11 protein-coding genes are annotated in these 16,099 nt (G+C 46.5%); 9 read left to right on the top strand and 2 right to left on the bottom strand.

Annotation, left to right across the window (positions count from 1 at the left end; all coding sequences use genetic code 11):
- Window positions 1-39 precede the first annotated feature (39 nt).
- The gene (locus BLS65_RS07670) at window positions 40-2,520 is read right to left on the bottom strand and encodes an endonuclease MutS2 (protein WP_092437604.1); all 2,481 of its coding nucleotides are present in this window, start codon (window positions 2,518-2,520) and stop codon (window positions 40-42) included.
- Window positions 2,521-2,866: 346 nt separating this feature from the next.
- On the opposite strand from BLS65_RS07670, the gene BLS65_RS07665 reads away from it, so the two are divergent.
- The 3 genes from BLS65_RS07665 to BLS65_RS07655 all read left to right on the top strand — a co-directional run bounded on the left by BLS65_RS07665 (window position 2,867) and on the right by BLS65_RS07655 (window position 6,169).
- A complete protein-coding gene (locus BLS65_RS07665) occupies window positions 2,867-3,526 on the top strand; it encodes a hypothetical protein (protein WP_212590512.1) in 660 nt (219 codons plus the stop codon).
- Between the two features lie 239 nt (window positions 3,527-3,765).
- Window positions 3,766-4,791, top strand: coding sequence for a hypothetical protein (locus BLS65_RS07660; RefSeq protein WP_139180957.1), 1,026 nt, complete (start codon window positions 3,766-3,768; stop codon window positions 4,789-4,791).
- 34 nt (window positions 4,792-4,825) lie between these two features.
- A complete protein-coding gene (locus tag BLS65_RS07655; RefSeq protein WP_092437598.1) occupies window positions 4,826-6,169 on the top strand; it encodes a hypothetical protein in 1,344 nt (447 codons plus the stop codon).
- A gap of 44 nt (window positions 6,170-6,213) precedes the next feature.
- Here BLS65_RS07655 and BLS65_RS07650 read toward each other — a convergent pair whose 3' ends face one another.
- Window positions 6,214-7,998, bottom strand: coding sequence for a chloride channel protein (locus tag BLS65_RS07650; protein ID WP_092437596.1), 1,785 nt, complete (start codon window positions 7,996-7,998; stop codon window positions 6,214-6,216).
- Between the two features lie 422 nt (window positions 7,999-8,420).
- Here BLS65_RS07650 and BLS65_RS07645 point away from each other — a divergent pair, with 422 nt between their 5' ends.
- From BLS65_RS07645 to BLS65_RS07620, 6 genes are all read left to right on the top strand, one after another.
- Window positions 8,421-9,386, top strand: coding sequence for an NAD(P)H-dependent flavin oxidoreductase (locus tag BLS65_RS07645; protein ID WP_092437594.1), 966 nt, complete (start codon window positions 8,421-8,423; stop codon window positions 9,384-9,386).
- 3 nt (window positions 9,387-9,389) lie between these two features.
- On the top strand, window positions 9,390-10,649 hold the full coding sequence (locus BLS65_RS07640) for a M16 family metallopeptidase (protein WP_092437592.1): 1,260 nt from the start codon (window positions 9,390-9,392) through the stop codon (window positions 10,647-10,649).
- On the top strand, window positions 10,642-11,919 hold the full coding sequence (locus tag BLS65_RS07635; protein WP_092437590.1) for a M16 family metallopeptidase: 1,278 nt from the start codon (window positions 10,642-10,644) through the stop codon (window positions 11,917-11,919). The genes BLS65_RS07640 and BLS65_RS07635 overlap by 8 nt, the downstream gene beginning before the upstream one ends.
- Before the next feature lie 23 nt (window positions 11,920-11,942).
- Entirely contained in the window at window positions 11,943-13,490 is a 1,548-nt protein-coding gene (locus BLS65_RS07630) for a hypothetical protein (RefSeq protein WP_125869803.1), read from the top strand.
- A 34-nt stretch (window positions 13,491-13,524) separates the two neighbouring features.
- Entirely contained in the window at window positions 13,525-15,777 is a 2,253-nt protein-coding gene (locus BLS65_RS07625) for a RelA/SpoT family protein (RefSeq protein WP_092437586.1), read from the top strand.
- 48 nt (window positions 15,778-15,825) lie between these two features.
- Window positions 15,826-16,099: IS1 family transposase (locus BLS65_RS07620; protein ID WP_139180956.1), on the top strand; the 274-nt coding region annotated here is incomplete at its 3' end.

Genomic DNA, 16,099 nt, shown 5'->3' with positions numbered 1-16,099 from the left:
CTCTGTGTCTCCATGGTTCCTTTTCTTTCAGTGGCTAATCTACCTAAATTTTATCACCGTTATACCCGAGCCACCCATTTGTAGCTGTTCATCGGCAAAGTGCGACACATCGGGAATGGTTTTCAGATAGCTGCGAATAAGCTCGCGAAGGATTCCGTTGCCCTTACCGTGCAGTATACGTCCGTCGGAGATATCGAGCATAACCGCCTCGTCGATATACTCCTGAACGGCCTGCATGGTAGCGTCGCCGCGCATGCCGCGCACATCGAGCGTGTTGGAGAAGTTCATCCGCATCTTCATGGTATCCACTCCATGCGAGGTCACTGGAGCCTTAGTTTCTTTCACTGCTTGCTTATACTCGTTATTGCTGATGCGCTCCACCTTCCCCTTATCGATGGTGGTGAGCATGCTTCCAAAAGCAACAATCACATTCTTTTCGGATGCTTCGTATACCTCGCCAATGGTATCGCGGCCAATGAGTCTTACCTTATCGCCCTTTTGCAGCGGGGCGTTGGGCACAATCTTCTCGGGTTCCAATATTTTTACAACACCGTCCGGCTTTTCGCTTTTTCGCTTCTGCCGAGCCTGCAGCTGCTCCATCTTTTTGGTTACCCACTCGTCGCTGCTGCTGTCGTCCGCCTCAACCTTGCTGCGCACCTCTTCCAACTCCTGTCGTGCCGTTTTGGTCTTCACCTTTTCGGCATTTGCCTCCTTTATGGTGCGAATGGTGTTTTCAATCTGTTTGTTTACCCCCGACAGTAAATCTTTGGCCTCCTGCTTGGCTTTATCCACCACAAGTTTTCGGTTCGATTGCAAATCCGACAACTCTGTTTCATACTTTTCGATAAGCTGCTCGAGGCGCTTTTCGGAATTCTTTACACCACTGCGCTTCTCCTCCCAGTAGCGCTTATCGCGCGAAATGGCGCGCAGCTGCTTCTCAAAATCGATATGCGAGGTTCCCGCCTTTTCGCGAGCGGCAGCAAGAACATCATCGGGCAAACCAATTTTATGCGCAATTTCAAAAGCAAACGAGCTACCCGGCTTTCCGGTTTCCAGCTGAAAGAGCGGTTGAATCTTCACCACGTCAAAGAGCATAGCACCATTTTGAATTCCGGTAATCTTACCGGCCATCAACTTTAGGTTGGTATAGTGGGTGGTGATTACGCCCCAACTCCCTTGCGCCGCAAGCTTCTCGAGAATAGATTCAGCAATTGCCCCGCCCAATGCAGGCTCGGTTCCTGTTCCAAACTCATCGATCAGGATAAGCGAATTGGGACTGGCGTAGCGAAGAAAAGCCTTCATGGCCATGAGGTGCGAGCTGTAGGTACTCAAATCGTTCTCCAAACTCTGCTCATCGCCAATATCCACCAGTAGATGCTGGAATATTCCCATCTCCGAGTTCTCCGACATGGGAACCAGAAAGCCGCACTGCAGCATGTACTGCAGCAAGCCCACCGTTTTCAAGCAAACCGATTTACCACCAGCGTTTGGTCCAGAAATAATGAGCAGCCTGTCTTTCGATGAAAGGGGTATATTTAGAGGAACAATAGGTTTCTTTTCGCGCTTAAGCACAATTTCGAGCAGCGGATGGCGGGCCTTGGTCCACTCCAGCTTGGGCCCCTGATTCAGTAGCGGCATAATTCCATCAATGCGAATGGCAAAAAGCCCTTTGGCACGAATAAAATCGATGGTGCTAAGAAACAGTGCGGCATCCAGCAATTCCGGAATATAGGGCCGCAGAAAGTTGGCCAGATCGGTGAGTATCTTTATCACCTCGCGACGTTCGGCAAACTCCAGCTCGCGCAGCTCGTTGTTGAGCTCCACCACCTCAACCGGCTCTATAAAGAAGGTCTTTCCGGTGGCCGACTCGCCCAGCACAAGCCCCTTGAGCTTGCGCTTATTGCCCGCAGGAATAGGAATTACCGCCCTACCCTCACGTATGGAGATGGTGGCATCCTCATCCACGTAGCCATCGGCCTGCGCCGCTTTTAGTATCGAGTGTAACCGTTTTGAGACCTGCGATTGTTTCTCGGAGATAGAACGGCGTATGCTTTGTAAATCGGGCGATGCATTGTCCTTAACCTTTCCGTGCTTGGTAACAATGGCATCGATCTTATCGACCATTACCGGCGAAAGCGAAACGGGCTGAGCCAGCTCTTTTAACCGTGGGTATTTTACGGCCTCCTCCCGTTTAAAGAAGAGTGCCAAATCGCGCACCACTCCCAGCGCGTTGCGCAGTTTGAGCAGCTCCTCGGCCTCGAGGAAGGTGCCCTCAATCCGAATGCGCTTTACGAGATAGGCAAAATCGGAAAACCCGCTTCCCGGAAATGAATTCTCCATGTTGATGATGGTCTTCATTTCGTTGGTGAGCACAAGATTCTCCTCTACCTCCGCAAAGGTGCTGGAAAACTTCACCTCCGCAAGAATTTCACGTCCACCCTCGGTGGCACATAGCTCCGAAATTATGGTTCGGATTTTCTCGAAACCTAACTTACTCTCAAAACTGCTGGGAAATATCACTGTTATTCGGTTTACTGTTGTGGGGCAAAGGTAACAAGAAGAAGTTAGAAGAAGTAAAAGGAGTTAAAAGAAGTTAGAGGAAGATAATTCGACAACTCTTTTTAAAACCACAGTTACACCATTGCGACAATGCAGCCGTGAAAATTACAGCGAAGAGCAAAAGAGGTAAAGGGTAAAAGTTAAAAGAGGGCAATGTTCATATCCAAGAGCACAAATCCTGTAGGGATTTAATTTGAACCGAGCGAAGTGAGTTCGCCGAAGGCAATAGCCCCAAATGCAATGCGGGGTTAGGTGGGCAGGTGTAGCAGCAACCACGGAGTGGTTGAACGTTGTTGGCACATGTGCAATGTTAATTCAACCCCTATCGGGGTTGGCGTTTCGGGAGGATCCACCACCACAGGTTTCACCTGTGGCTATTCACATTCAAGCCCTACGGGCTTGGCCCACGAGAGAGTGCAAAAGGGCGGCAGAACCCCGACAGAGAGGCAAACCGGAAGTGGTTGGAGCTTCTGACTGCTATCAGAGAGGCAAACCACTATCAGCTCAGGCTTCTGACTCCTATCAGAGAGGCAAACCACTAGCGGTTGGGGCTTCTGACTGCTATCAGAAAGGCAAACCACTATCGGTTCAGGGTTCTGACGGCCGACAGAGAGGCAAACCACCCTCGGTTAAGGCTTCCGACACCTATCAGAATGGCAAACTACTATCGGTTCATGGTTCTGGCGACCGACAGAGAAACAAACCACCATCGGTTCAAGCTTCCGACACGTGTCAGAGAGGCAAACTACTAGTCGTTGGGGCTTCTGACACCTGTCAGAGAGACAAACCACTATCGGTTCATGGTTCTGGCGACCGACAGAGAGGCAATCCACTATCGGTTCATGGTTCTGGCGGCCGACGGAAAGACGATCGCCCCTCAAACAAAAATATTTGTCCGGATAAAATATTTGACAAAAATACTGGAATTGAATTCCATAATGTTGTAAATTTATCAGCAAACCACTAAACGACACCCCCATGACAAAGCAGAAGCGAGGGGCTGCAGTTGCCCCAAAAGTGCTAGAAGCACAGCACAGGAATGAGACCACTAGGCGGTTCAAAGCATTTATAGAAGAGTTGTCGAGCCCCGAAATTGCATCGCTCTTCACGCCGCGTAACTACGAACTGCTCTACACCTACAAGCGTTCGGGAATAAAGATTCACCCCGCCGTCGACAGCGAATTCAGGAGCAGCGAGCTTAAGATCATGAAGAACCTGTTCGCTGCATACCTCAAAAATCAGACGCAGGACTTATTCCCAGGCTTGCCTAACACCAACCTGCACGATGCGCTCACGCTTGGCGTTCCGCTGCTGGTGTTCCTAGTCGATGCCTACAACAAAGAATCGCCGATAGCCGACCGTCTCAGGGCACACTTTGGCCCCGTCACAGATGTGGCGGACGCTTACACGTCCCTTGGCGAGAGGATTCAATTCTTAATGTACGTCTTTGGGATAATGTTCAGCACCTACGAGAACGGACTAATATACGCTTGCAACGACGAGAATAGCAAAGCTTCAATACTACTGAACAGCGTTGTTGTCAAGCGGCACCTGCCGGAAAAGCGCACCTTTAAGGTTGAAGGTTACGGGCGGGAAGCTTACCGCGTAGCGTGGTTCGACCTCGATGAGCCCCTAAAAAAGTTGCGCTACATAGAGCTCAGCCAAGCTCAGCTCGGCATTCCCAATGCCAGTCCCAACGTACCGCTTAAGGTTTACATTCAGAAGCACGCCCTCCAGCGCATAACGGACAGGCTCGACAGCATAAAACTCACCACGTTGCAGCTCCCCCTGTTTGACTCCATCAACGAGCCCATAGCCCACATCGTAAAGCCGGGAAAGTTTCTATTGGAAATGCGGCTAAACAAAGTAAAAGTGGGCTACTTTGTGGCCACCGTGGAAGGCAACGCATTACTCATCCGCACCTTCCTCTTCATAACCAACAACGGCACCCCCGAAGGGCATCGTCTAAAGGAGCAAACTGGGCTCCAAATGCTCGACAAAAAATACTTGGCCATAGATAAGCTCAGCTCCTTTGTGGCAAGAGAGGTTGCCGAGAATGCCGAAATACGTGCGATTTTCGAAAAGGCAGACTGCGGTTACCTCTTCGACAAGGAACTCCAAACCTATACGGCTATTGAATTTTCCAACCGGCACACCCCTGCCGTGAAGCTGCCAGCCTACATTGCTAACCACAACCTTGAGGCGGAATGGGCGGAAATGCCCACAGTGTAAACGCAAAAATCCATTGCATAAACCCGAATACCCCATGACAAAGCAGAAGCGAGGGGCAGCAGTTGCCCCGAAAGTGCAAGAAGCACAGCAACGCAACGAGATGAACAGACGGTTTAAGACCTTCATTGCAGAACAGTCAAGCCCTGAAATAGCAGAGCAGCTTACGCCATTCGAATACGAATTGATCTACTACTGCAAAACGGGAGGGGTAAAAATAGTTCCAACCAGCAGCAGCAGCAACCATTTCACTAAGGAAGAGCTTGAAGATATAAAGCGTTACATTATTTATCTTCTAAAGGACAAGCAATGCACAATGTTTCACGGCAAACCCAAGGTATCTCTTTACGATATACTAACCCTGGGCATACCGTTCCTCCAATTCCTTAAAATCAATTATGAGGAACCGGACAAAAACACACCGATGCTTGAGGCTGTATTTGGACCAATGAAGGTGATCGAAAAACAATTTCAAGATTACATAATCGCCTTCTACCAAGTCAGCTATACCGTTGGTGCAATCTGGAGCCGCTACGAGCGAGGGTTCTGCTACATCTACCCGGACAAAGTTTACACCGGTGAACACAAAATCAGGACGCTTGCATTCATAGCTAGCCGCCATAATTCGGAAACACGCAAGTTCAAGATTGATGGGCATAGCCGCGAAGCTATGCGCGTAGCGTGGTTCCACTTCAACGACCCAATCAAACACCTAAAATACCATGATCTTACCCCAGCGGAACTAGGAATAGAACACCCGCAGCAGGATAAACTGCTGCAAGTTTACATCCAAAAGCATGCCATTCACCGCATAAATGAACGGCTGGACAGTATACGCCAGGGAGGGGCAACCGGCAGTATATTTTTATCGCTCGAAAAACCTGAAACTATAGTAATCAGGAAAAATCAAATACTCATAGCGCTAAGGTATAACAGTGTTAAGGTAGGCTACTTTGTGGCTACCGTGGAAGACGATGCCCTGCTCCTCCGCACATTCCTGTTCATTACCAGCAATGGCACCCCAGAAGGTAATTTGCTCAAGCAGCTTACCGGACTTCAAATGCTCGACAAGAAATACCTCGCCATCGACAAGCTAAGCTCCTTCGTTGCAAAAGAGGTGACGGAGAATACCCAAATACGTGAAATTTTTGACAAGGTAGGCTGTGGCGAACTCTTCGACGAAAAAATCTACAACTATTGCGAACAGGAATTCCTGAGCAAACACACTCCAGCAGTGAAGTTACCCTCGTACATCACTAACGATGCGACAGAGGTGCCTCGGCAGGAAGAGGAAAAACCAACCGACTATGAAGTTAAGACGGAAACCCTCGAAAAAGTATCGCTAAAGCAGCGAACAGAACAGGCGCCTTGCGAACAATAATAAAGCAAGTAATGAAAGGCGAATAGTAAAACTGGTAGCTAACACTAGTCGTCCGAGAACTGCACCAGCATTTCACGGTAGGCCGAGAGGATTTTCGATTTGGAAACAAACCCTACGTAAAGGCCATCCTCTACAACGGGAAGATTCCACGCACCAGAGTCTTCAAACTTTTTTAGCACACTCTCCATAGGTTCCAGAAGCGAAACACTGGCGGGTGCAAAACTCATAAAGTCCTTCACGTAAGAGGTCTCGTAACTGTCGGACCGAAACATTACCGTGCGAATATCATCAAGCAGGACAATCCCAAGAAAAATACCTTTATCATCGACCACGGGAAAGAGGTTGCGGCGCGATCGAGATACCGACTTCACCAGTTGACCTAAGGTATCGGTGGGTGTTACGGTAGTGAAATCGCGTTCAATAACCGAATCGAGCTTAAGCAAAGTAAGCAAAGCCTTATCCTTATGATGCGTAATCAGGTCGCCCGATTGAGCCAACCGCTTTGTGTAGAGGGAGTGGGGTTCAAAGTAGATAATAGTAAGGTAGGCTGCTGTAGCGGTAATGGCCAATGGCGGAAAGAGAGTATAACCACCCGTAATCTCGGCAATGAGAAAGATAGCGGTGAGCGGTGCATGCATCACCCCCGACATTATACCAGCCATGCCCACCATAGCAAAATTCACTGGCGACACTTGTATCCAGCCGGTAGCATTGATAATAGTGGCCACCAGGTAGCCTGCCACACCGCCCATAAAAAGTGAAGGTGCAAAGATTCCACCCACCCCACCAGCACCGTTGGTAAATGCCATGGCGAGCACCTTTAGGAACAGAACCAGCGAAAGAAATATTATGGTAACGATAACGCTACCGCGATAGGCATAAAAATAGGTATTGGCAAACACATCGCTGGCGTGGCCATTGAAAAACGCCTCCAATGTTTCGTAGCCTTCGCCATAGAGCGGAGGAAAGAGAAAAATGAGCAAGCCAAGGGAAATTCCACCTATAAGAAGTTTCTTCCACCACACATCAATCCGGGACAATCGCTGCTCAATTCGGAGAGTTGTTTCGGTAAAGTAGTAAGAAATAAGACCACAGAACAACCCCAAAATAAGGTAAAAAGGAACGTTACTCATCCGAAAAGGCTCCAGCAAGTTTTCGGCAAACGGCACCTGGCTACCCATAAGAAAGTTGGAAACAAAGGTTGCCGTTACTGCGGAGATAAGCAATGGAACGATAGATGCCATAGTAAGATCGAGCATCAATATCTCCAAGGTAAATAGAATACCCGCTACGGGAGCCTTGAAAATTCCAGCTACTGCCCCTGCAGCACCGCACCCTAGCAAAAGCGTAATCCTCTTATAATCGAGGCCAAGCCATTGCCCCACCTGCGATCCCAGTGAAGCACCCGTAAGCACAATGGGTGCCTCGGCTCCTACCGATCCACCAAACCCGATGGTGAGAGAGGATGCAATCATAGACGAGTAGGTGTTGTGTCGCTTTAATCGCGATTCACGCCTCGAAATGGCATAAAGCACCCGGGTTATTCCATGGGAAATATTATCCTTTACATAGTAGCGAACAAAGAGAACCGTAAGAAAGATACCCAACATAGGATATGCTAGGTAGAGATAACTTTCGCTCTCCACCGGAAACCAGCTGGTAAGGAAAAATTTTACAAAATGAATCAACTGTTTAAGAACCACAGCAGCCAATCCACTCATGATACCTACTGCAAAACTGAGAATTATAATTAGCCGTTTGGGCGGCATGGCACGCAACCAGAATAGCAACCGAAAAAGAAAAGACTTCGTGTTAAAGGTATACTTCATTTGAAAAGATTATCAGATGGCCAAAGTTAAAACGAATTATTCAGAAAAGAGAGGATATACCCAGTAAGTCGAAAAGAACAATGTGAATAAGAATATGCTTACGGTGTAATAGTTGTTGTTTGTGGGCTTAAAATTGATAAGACAAAAACACTCACTGGAGAATCTCTGGCAAGTTTTGCAAAAAGGTGAGGCTTAAGCGTAGCGTTTAAAAACAATTGCAGTTAGGATATGCGCAAACGGTTACACGCAAGAATAAAACTCAACAAGTTTACACTCCCCATCCCACCCTTAAAAAGATACCGATTACGTTGTTCCAAAGGATACGCCAACACCTGATAACAGTCTAAATACAATATCTCCTTGAATTCCTGCTGAAAAGTCATCTTGAGTGACTATTTTTGTAGTTCGATTATTTTAAAACTATGGAAAACAATAGGATTTGCACACTTTTCAACATACAGTATCCAATTATACAGGGTGGTATGGTTTGGTGCAGTGGATGGCGGTTAGCCGCAGCCGTTAGCAATTCAGGTGGGCTTGGCCTACTGGGTGCTGGTTCCATGCACCCCGATACCTTCCGCGAACACGTGCAGAAAGCAAAAGCAGCCACCACCAAGCCATTTGGAGTTAACCTGCCCTTACTATACCCCCAAATCGACCAGCTCATCGACATTATAATTGAGGAAGAGGTGAAAATCGTTTTCACTTCGGCAGGGAATCCAAAAACGCATACCTCACGATTAAAAAGCCATGGCATTACCGTGGTTCACGTGGTCTCGAGCGCTAAGTTTGCCAAAAAAGCAGAGGACGCAGGCGTTGATGCCATTGTTGCCGAAGGGTTTGAAGCGGGCGGACACAATGGACGCGAAGAAACCACCACCCTAACCCTAATTCCATCGGTAAGAAAAGCCACCACGCTTCCCCTTATGGCTGCCGGGGGAATTGGAAGCGGCCAAGCAATGCTTGCCGCATTGGTTCTGGGTGCCGATGGAGTCCAAATTGGCTCAGCCTTTGCAATTGCCGAAGAATCTTCGGCACACCAAAACTTCAAGGAAAAAGTAATTTCCATGGAAGAGGGCGACACCATGCTATGCCTAAAAAAAATAGCACCGGTAAGATTGGTAAAGAATCCACTTTACGATAAAATTGCTGAAGCCGAACAGCGAGGAGCATCGCCAGAGGAGCTAAAAGAGATTCTTGGAAAAGGGCGAGCAAAAAAAGGTATCTTTGAGGGAGAGTTAATCGAAGGAGAACTGGAGATTGGCCAAGTAGCATCATTGCTGGGCGGAGTAAAACCAGTAAGTGCAATCTTTAACGACTTGCTCCGTGAATATCAAATTGCATTAATTGAGGTTGCAACCAACCCAACCTACCACTTTACGCTTTAACCAATGATAAAATACGAGAGACAAGTATTGCCAAACGGGTTAACGGTGCTGGCACATCACGACGAATCATCACCGTTGGTTGCATTCAACATTGTGTACAACGTTGGCTCAAAAAATGAAGATCCCGACAAGACTGGATTTGCCCACCTATTTGAACACTTAATGTTTGGTGGCTCAGTTAACATTCCATCCTACGACGAGCCCATTCAAATGGCTGGAGGCGAGAACAACGCCTTTACCAACAACGATATTACCAACTACTACATAACCCTACCAAAGGAGAATATCGAAACGGCCTTCTGGCTCGAGTCAGATAGGATGCTCAGCTTAGCCTTCTCGAAAAAAAGTCTGGAAGTGCAGCGCAACGTAGTAATTGAAGAGTTCAACCAACGCTACCTAAATCAACCCTACGGCGACGTGTGGCTGTTGCTACGTCCATTAGGATACAAGCACCACCCTTACCAATGGGCAACTATTGGCAAGTCGATCGATCACATTAAGGAGGCAACGCTCACCGATGTTAAAGATTTCTTTTTCGCCCACTACGGCCCAAACAACGCCATTCTTTCGGTTGCAGGAAATATTAACCCTGCGGAAGTATTTGAACTGGCCACTAAATGGTTTGGCCCAATAGAGCAGAGGAAACTCTCCAATAAAACCATTACCCCCGAACCGGAACAGACAGAAGAGAGACGTTTAACGGTTTACCGAAAGGTTCCATATCCATCGCTCTACATGGCCTTCGTTATGCCCGGCCGGCATAGCCCCGACTATCATACCACCGATTTAATCTCCGATATACTTTCCAATGGAAAGTCATCAAGGCTCTACCGCAAGCTAGTTCAAGAAGAGCAACGATTTTCGGAGTTAAACGTTTTTATCACCGGCGATATCGAACCGGGATTGCTGGTTGTAACCGGAAGGCCGGCCGAAGGTGTAACCATGGAAGATGCGGAAGAACTTCTATGGAAAGAGTTAGAGGGAATGAAAGAGAATCCTCCCGTGGAATATGAGTTGGAAAAGGTAAAAAATCGATTCGAATCAACGGTAATGTTCTCGGAAGTAGGCATCCTCTCCAAAGCGATGAACCTGGGATTCTACGAACTCTTGGGCGACGCCAACCTTATAAACAAGGAGATGGAGAATTACCGTAAGATAACCATCGACGACATTTGCCGCGTTTCAAAAAGCCTGTTCATTCGAACAAGATGCTCAACACTACACTATTTACCCGAACCAGCTACAACCAACCACCATGCTTAACCGAAAAATAGCCCCTATATCCTCCCTTCCCGAATCGCTCGATATACTCGGAAGCCAAACCCATTTGCTCTCAAACGGAGTTAAGGTTCAAATGGTGGAAGGTGGAACACAAGAGGTTTTGCGCATCACCTTTCTCTTTAATGCAGGAACACGCTACCAAGCAAAACCATTGGTAGCCGCAACCACGCTAGGAATGCTAACAGAGGGAACTAAGAGTTACACGGGAACCGACCTTGCCGAGCAACTTGAATATCACGGAGCCTATACCGACCAAGGACTCGACCGCGACAAAGCAGGTATCTCGTTATACTGCTTAAGCAAGTATGCTTCGAAGTTGCTCCCTCTGCTCCAAGAAATAATCCTATACCCTACCTTCCCCTCAAAGGAGTTCGAGAACATTAAGCTCAAAAAGAAGCAACAGCTCACCATCGAAAGAAAGAAAGTAGCCTACGTAGCCCGGGAGCAACACCAGGCAATGCTCTTTGGCGACAAGCACCCTTACGGCAGCTATGCCACCCCCGAAAGTTATGATAAGCTACATCTCGAAGATCTTGTGACCTATCATCGCGACTTTTACTGTCCCGAGGAGTGCCTGATTATTATTGCAGGCAACGGCTGCATTAACACGCTACCCTTGCTGGAACAATATTTCGGGAACGAAGCATGGAAAAAGAGCGAAGCAAAGATCCCAAAACGGTTTCCAATACCGTCAACTGCCTCCGAAAAGGAGTTAACCTTTACGAAGGAGGATGCCGTTCAATCGGCCATTCGAGTTGGAAAAATTGCAATAACACAAACCCATCCCGATTTTGTTAAGTTAAGCGTGCTCGTTACCATTCTTGGTGGTTACTTTGGCTCGCGACTGATGAAGAATATTCGGGAAGATAAAGGCTACACCTATGGCATTCATGCAAGCCTTGTTCCATTTAAGGAGGCAGGAATTATCGTAATTAGCACCGAAGTAGGGAAACAATATCAAGAAGAAACCGTTAAGGAAATTATGCTGGAGATAGAACGCTTATCGACAGAGTTAATTTCGGAAGAAGAGTTGGAATTGGTGATTAACTACATAACCGGAGAACTAATCCGAAGCGTAGATGGGCCAATAGCCATTTCTGAAATACTGGAGAGTTTGAGCGTATTTAATCAAGATTTCAGCTATCTTTCAGATGCGTATAAAGAAACCAATAGGATTACTTCCAAGGAGCTTCAGAACCTTGCCAAGCAATACCTTCGTGTTGATGATATGAAAGTATGTATAGTTGGATAGATACCATGAAAATTACTCCAAAAATGTCAGGTAATAAAGCGCTGCAATACCTGCTGCTTACAGCATTGGTTGCTTGTTTCACCTCCGGATTGCTTGCCCAAACCAGAGTCGTAGACCCAATATCAGACCCGCCGATATTCAAAGTAATTAGTCCTGATATTAACAGCGGAAAAATAACGCTACGCTGGGACAGAAGCCCCAGTCCCGACTCGCTTATTAAAGGCTACATCATATATCGACTTGAAAAAGACAACCTCGGTCAAATATCCACTATAAAAATTGACTCGGTTGATGCAAGCACATTTATCTACACCGATATTAGTGCCACAGTCAATTCAAATGCGAAGCAGGTGAGTTACAGGCTAGCCACCAAGGGAAAACTAATCCCAAGTAGACTTACCGATCCTCACAAAACAATGTGGGCCACCGCCAAATACGACAGCTGTAAGGCCACGCTAAAGATTTCATGGACGCGTTATGTTGGATGGGGGAATAGGGTTAAACGATATCACATCTACTCTTCAATTGGAAATCAAACCTTTGACTCTGGAGCATTAGTTAAAATTGGAACGGTAACAGGTACGGACACTATCTATTCGCTACCAAACATTACCGAAAACGAACACTACCATTTTGCCATTCTAGCGGTGAAAGATGACGCGGATAGCACCTCTTCATGGTCTAATCACATCTACAAGAACACCCTGATGCCCATTGCTCCGGCTACCATGGGTTTCGATTCGCTAGTTAGCTCCCAGAATGCTGTTCGCTTGCGTTATCGTATCGATAATCAAACAGGAACTGACAACTTCGAGATATTCCGAAGCGATAACATTTTTAGCATTTTTAACTCCATCCACCCTTTTACCGATAAGACGGAAACTGAGTTTGCCGATAATGGCCTTGTAAGAGGCAGAACATACTTTTACTACATTATTGCAAAAAACAAGTGCAACAACATCGTTGCAAGATCGGATACAGCGCAGAGTTTAATCGTCAACGTTCAAAATGCAGGAGAAACAAACAACTTGGTTTGGCAGGAATACCCACTTTTTGGCGGATCGGTAACCTATTCGGTATGGCGCAAGACATCCATCGATCCCTCCTTCATGCAAATAGCAACCAATATTACTGAAGCAACCTATACCGATGACGTCTCCTCCCTATTTGGGAAAAATGTATCACCAGAAGTATGCTATCGAATTGAAGCAGAATGGATAAAAGGAAATTATAAAACGGTAAGCCAATCGCAGGTAAGTTGCATCTCCATTGTTCCTGATATCGTTATGCCCAACGCAATCGATCCTTTAAGCGAGATGGTAAACCCAGGAACAAACAAGCGTAGAAACCGGTTTGAACCAATTACGGGGTTTGTAGTTGACTTTTCACTTCAAGTTTTCGACCGAAATGGCCGAGTATTGTATGACGGCTCTACTGGTTGGGATGGAAGAATAAACCAAGGTGAATTCGTAAAACCCGGATCGTATATCTATGTGCTAAAGGTGACGCTCCCCAGCGGAAAAGTCTTGGAGAAATCGGGGACTGTAAACGTTCTTTACACAAAAATGTAGAATTGAAAGATGAGATTGATGAATATGCAAGACTATGAGCCTAAAGGTTGAGGAAGATAATACCCTACAAACAGAAAGCGAACGGAGACAAATCCTGGAGAAGTTCGACGACTTAGTAAAGTCATGCATTCGCTGTAACTCCGAAGAAGATCTAAAGCTCATAACCAAGGCATTTAATCTTGCAAATGAAGCGCACAAGGGTGTTCGCAGAAAATCGGGAGAACCCTATATATTCCATCCTATTGCAGTAGCAAAAATCTGTGCCCAAGAAATAGGGCTTGGGGCTAAATCAATCGCAGTTGGACTGCTGCACGATGTAGTGGAAGACACGGAATATACCGTGGAGGATATGCGCAATCTTTTTGGAGAGAAAATCGCATCCCTTATCGACGGACTAACCAAGATGGAAGGCGTTTTCGACAAGAACTCCTCCCTTCAGGCTGAAAATTTCCGAAAAATGTTGCTAACCCTCACCGATGATGTTCGGGTGATGCTCATTAAACTCGCCGACCGCCTTCATAACCTCCGAACCTTGGAATCCATGCCAAGGCATAAGCAAATAAAAATTGCCAACGAAACAATTTACCTCTATGCACCGCTAGCCCATCGATTGGGACTATACTCTATAAAAAGCGAACTGGAGGATTTAAGTCTAAAATTCAGGTTTCCGGAGGTATACGACGATATAAAGAACAAAATTTCTGAAACCGAAAAGAGCAGAATTCAGTTCATCACTAAATTTTCGCTTCCTATCATTCAGAAACTCGAGGAGAACAATATCGAATTCGAGATAAGTGGACGCCCCAAGAGCATTTATTCCGTTTGGAAAAAAATGCAGACCAAAAATGTCACCTTCGAAGAGATATACGATCTCTTTGCCATTCGAATAATTTTCGAACCCTACCCAGCCATCCCAGAAAAAACACAGTGCTGGCACATCTACTCCATCATTACCGATATTTACAAGCCAAAACCCGACAGGCTTCGTGACTGGGTAAGTACTCCCAAAGCCAACGGATACGAGGCACTGCACTTAACCGTAATGGGACCCGGCGGTGCATGGGTAGAGGTACAAGTTCGGTCGCGTAGAATGGACGATATTGCAGAACGAGGATTTGCTGCGCATTGGAAATACAAGGAAAATGTCTCTGCCGAATCGGAAATTGATAAATGGATTCATCGAATTAAAGAGACACTCTCCAATCCACAGTCGGATGCGATGGAGTTTCTTGATGAGTTTAAGTTAAACCTGTTTGCCTCCGAGATTTACGTATTTACCCCCAAAGGCGATACAAAAACCCTTCCTGCAGGTGCAACAGCTCTTGACTTTGCTTATGAAATCCACTCTGGCATTGGCAATAAAGCAATTGGGGCTAAGGTAAACCATAAACTAGCCCCGCTGAACCAAACACTACAAAGTGGTGATCAAATTGAGATAATAACAGCTGAAGCCCAGCGGCCTCAGCGCGAGTGGCTCGAATTTGTTGCAACAGCAAAGGCCAAGCAAACAATAAAAAATGCGCTTAAAGCCGAGACGAAAAACAGAGTTAGCATCGGCAAGCAAATTCTTGAAGAAGAACTCCGCGAAAACGGAGTTAAACCAAGTTCGCGTGTCTTTCGCAAGCTGCTTCCTGCTTACGAATGCCTTTCGAAAGATGAACTTTACAGCAAGTTGGGAGCCGGTCTTATCACGCTCGAAAACCTCAATAAAATCCTCAAAAAGAACACTCAAAATAAATGGATTCACTACTGGGGCTTACAATTCCTCGCCACACCACGTAAACGTAAGCCCGCTGAAGAACCAACTACCACCACCGAAGTAATCGACAAAAGAAAGCCATTCCTGCTCAAAGAAAACGCCGACGAAAAGGCTTTAGATTACCGAATTGGTCAATGCTGTAACCCAATTCCTGGCGATGATGTAATCGGTTTTCTCGACAAGGACGGCAAGGTTACCGTTCATAAAACCAAATGCCAAGAAGTGATACGCCTCTCATCCCAATTTGGAGACAAGATGGTCACTGTGAAATGGACTACCCATAAAATACTGTCCTTCCTCACGAGCGTAAGCATTCGGGGCATCGATAGAATTGGGATAGTTTCCGAGTTAACAAAAGTAATTTCGGAGGAACTAAACGTCAACATACGAAAACTCCACATCGATAGTCATGATGGAATATTCGAAGGTGTAATTGGTCTTTACGTATACAGTGCCAACGACCTAAACAATCTCATTATGAACGTAATGAAAATTAAAGGAATTGATTCGGTAGGCTCTATTCAGTGATAATGTTGTTGCAAAAATTTGCTTATCTTAGTGGAAAGTCTCTATGATATGACAATAATTGAACAAATCCGAGAACTCGCAAAACAGTTGACAGAACAAGAGCGCGTTACGGTAATGCGGGAGCTGAAAAATACGGATGCATCACTTACGGCTCAGCTGGGGGAGGCGAAAGTCTGCCCCCACTGCTCGAGCAGCATGATCATTAAGCACAGCATGTTCAATGGGAGGCAGCGCTCCAAGTGCAAAACGTGCGGCAAGACCTTTACTATGCTTACCGGAACGCCCATACACGGGTTGAAAAAGGTTTCACTTTGGCAGGATT

It is taken from the genome of Williamwhitmania taraxaci (assembly GCF_900096565.1).
Lineage (GTDB): Bacteria > Bacteroidota > Bacteroidia > Bacteroidales > Williamwhitmaniaceae > Williamwhitmania > Williamwhitmania taraxaci.
The sequence above is the reverse complement of the archived record's forward strand: the minus strand, read 5'-3'. Positions and strand labels throughout refer to the sequence as shown.

What these genes read in the sequence shown, in the direction of transcription:
- BLS65_RS07665 (WP_212590512.1), top strand. Translation starts at nt 2,867, where the DNA reads ATGTTAATTCAACCCCTATCGGGGTTGGCGTTTCGGGAGGATCCACCA.
- BLS65_RS07660 (WP_139180957.1), top strand. Translation starts at nt 3,766, where the DNA reads ATGAAGAACCTGTTCGCTGCATACCTCAAAAATCAGACGCAGGACTTA.
- BLS65_RS07655 (WP_092437598.1), top strand. Translation starts at nt 4,826, where the DNA reads ATGACAAAGCAGAAGCGAGGGGCAGCAGTTGCCCCGAAAGTGCAAGAA.
- BLS65_RS07650 (WP_092437596.1), bottom strand. Translation starts at nt 7,998, where the DNA reads ATGAAGTATACCTTTAACACGAAGTCTTTTCTTTTTCGGTTGCTATTC.
- BLS65_RS07645 (WP_092437594.1), top strand. Translation starts at nt 8,421, where the DNA reads ATGGAAAACAATAGGATTTGCACACTTTTCAACATACAGTATCCAATT.
- BLS65_RS07640 (WP_092437592.1), top strand. Translation starts at nt 9,390, where the DNA reads ATGATAAAATACGAGAGACAAGTATTGCCAAACGGGTTAACGGTGCTG.
- BLS65_RS07635 (WP_092437590.1), top strand. Translation starts at nt 10,642, where the DNA reads ATGCTTAACCGAAAAATAGCCCCTATATCCTCCCTTCCCGAATCGCTC.
- BLS65_RS07630 (WP_125869803.1), top strand. Translation starts at nt 11,943, where the DNA reads ATGTCAGGTAATAAAGCGCTGCAATACCTGCTGCTTACAGCATTGGTT.
- BLS65_RS07625 (WP_092437586.1), top strand. Translation starts at nt 13,525, where the DNA reads ATGAGCCTAAAGGTTGAGGAAGATAATACCCTACAAACAGAAAGCGAA.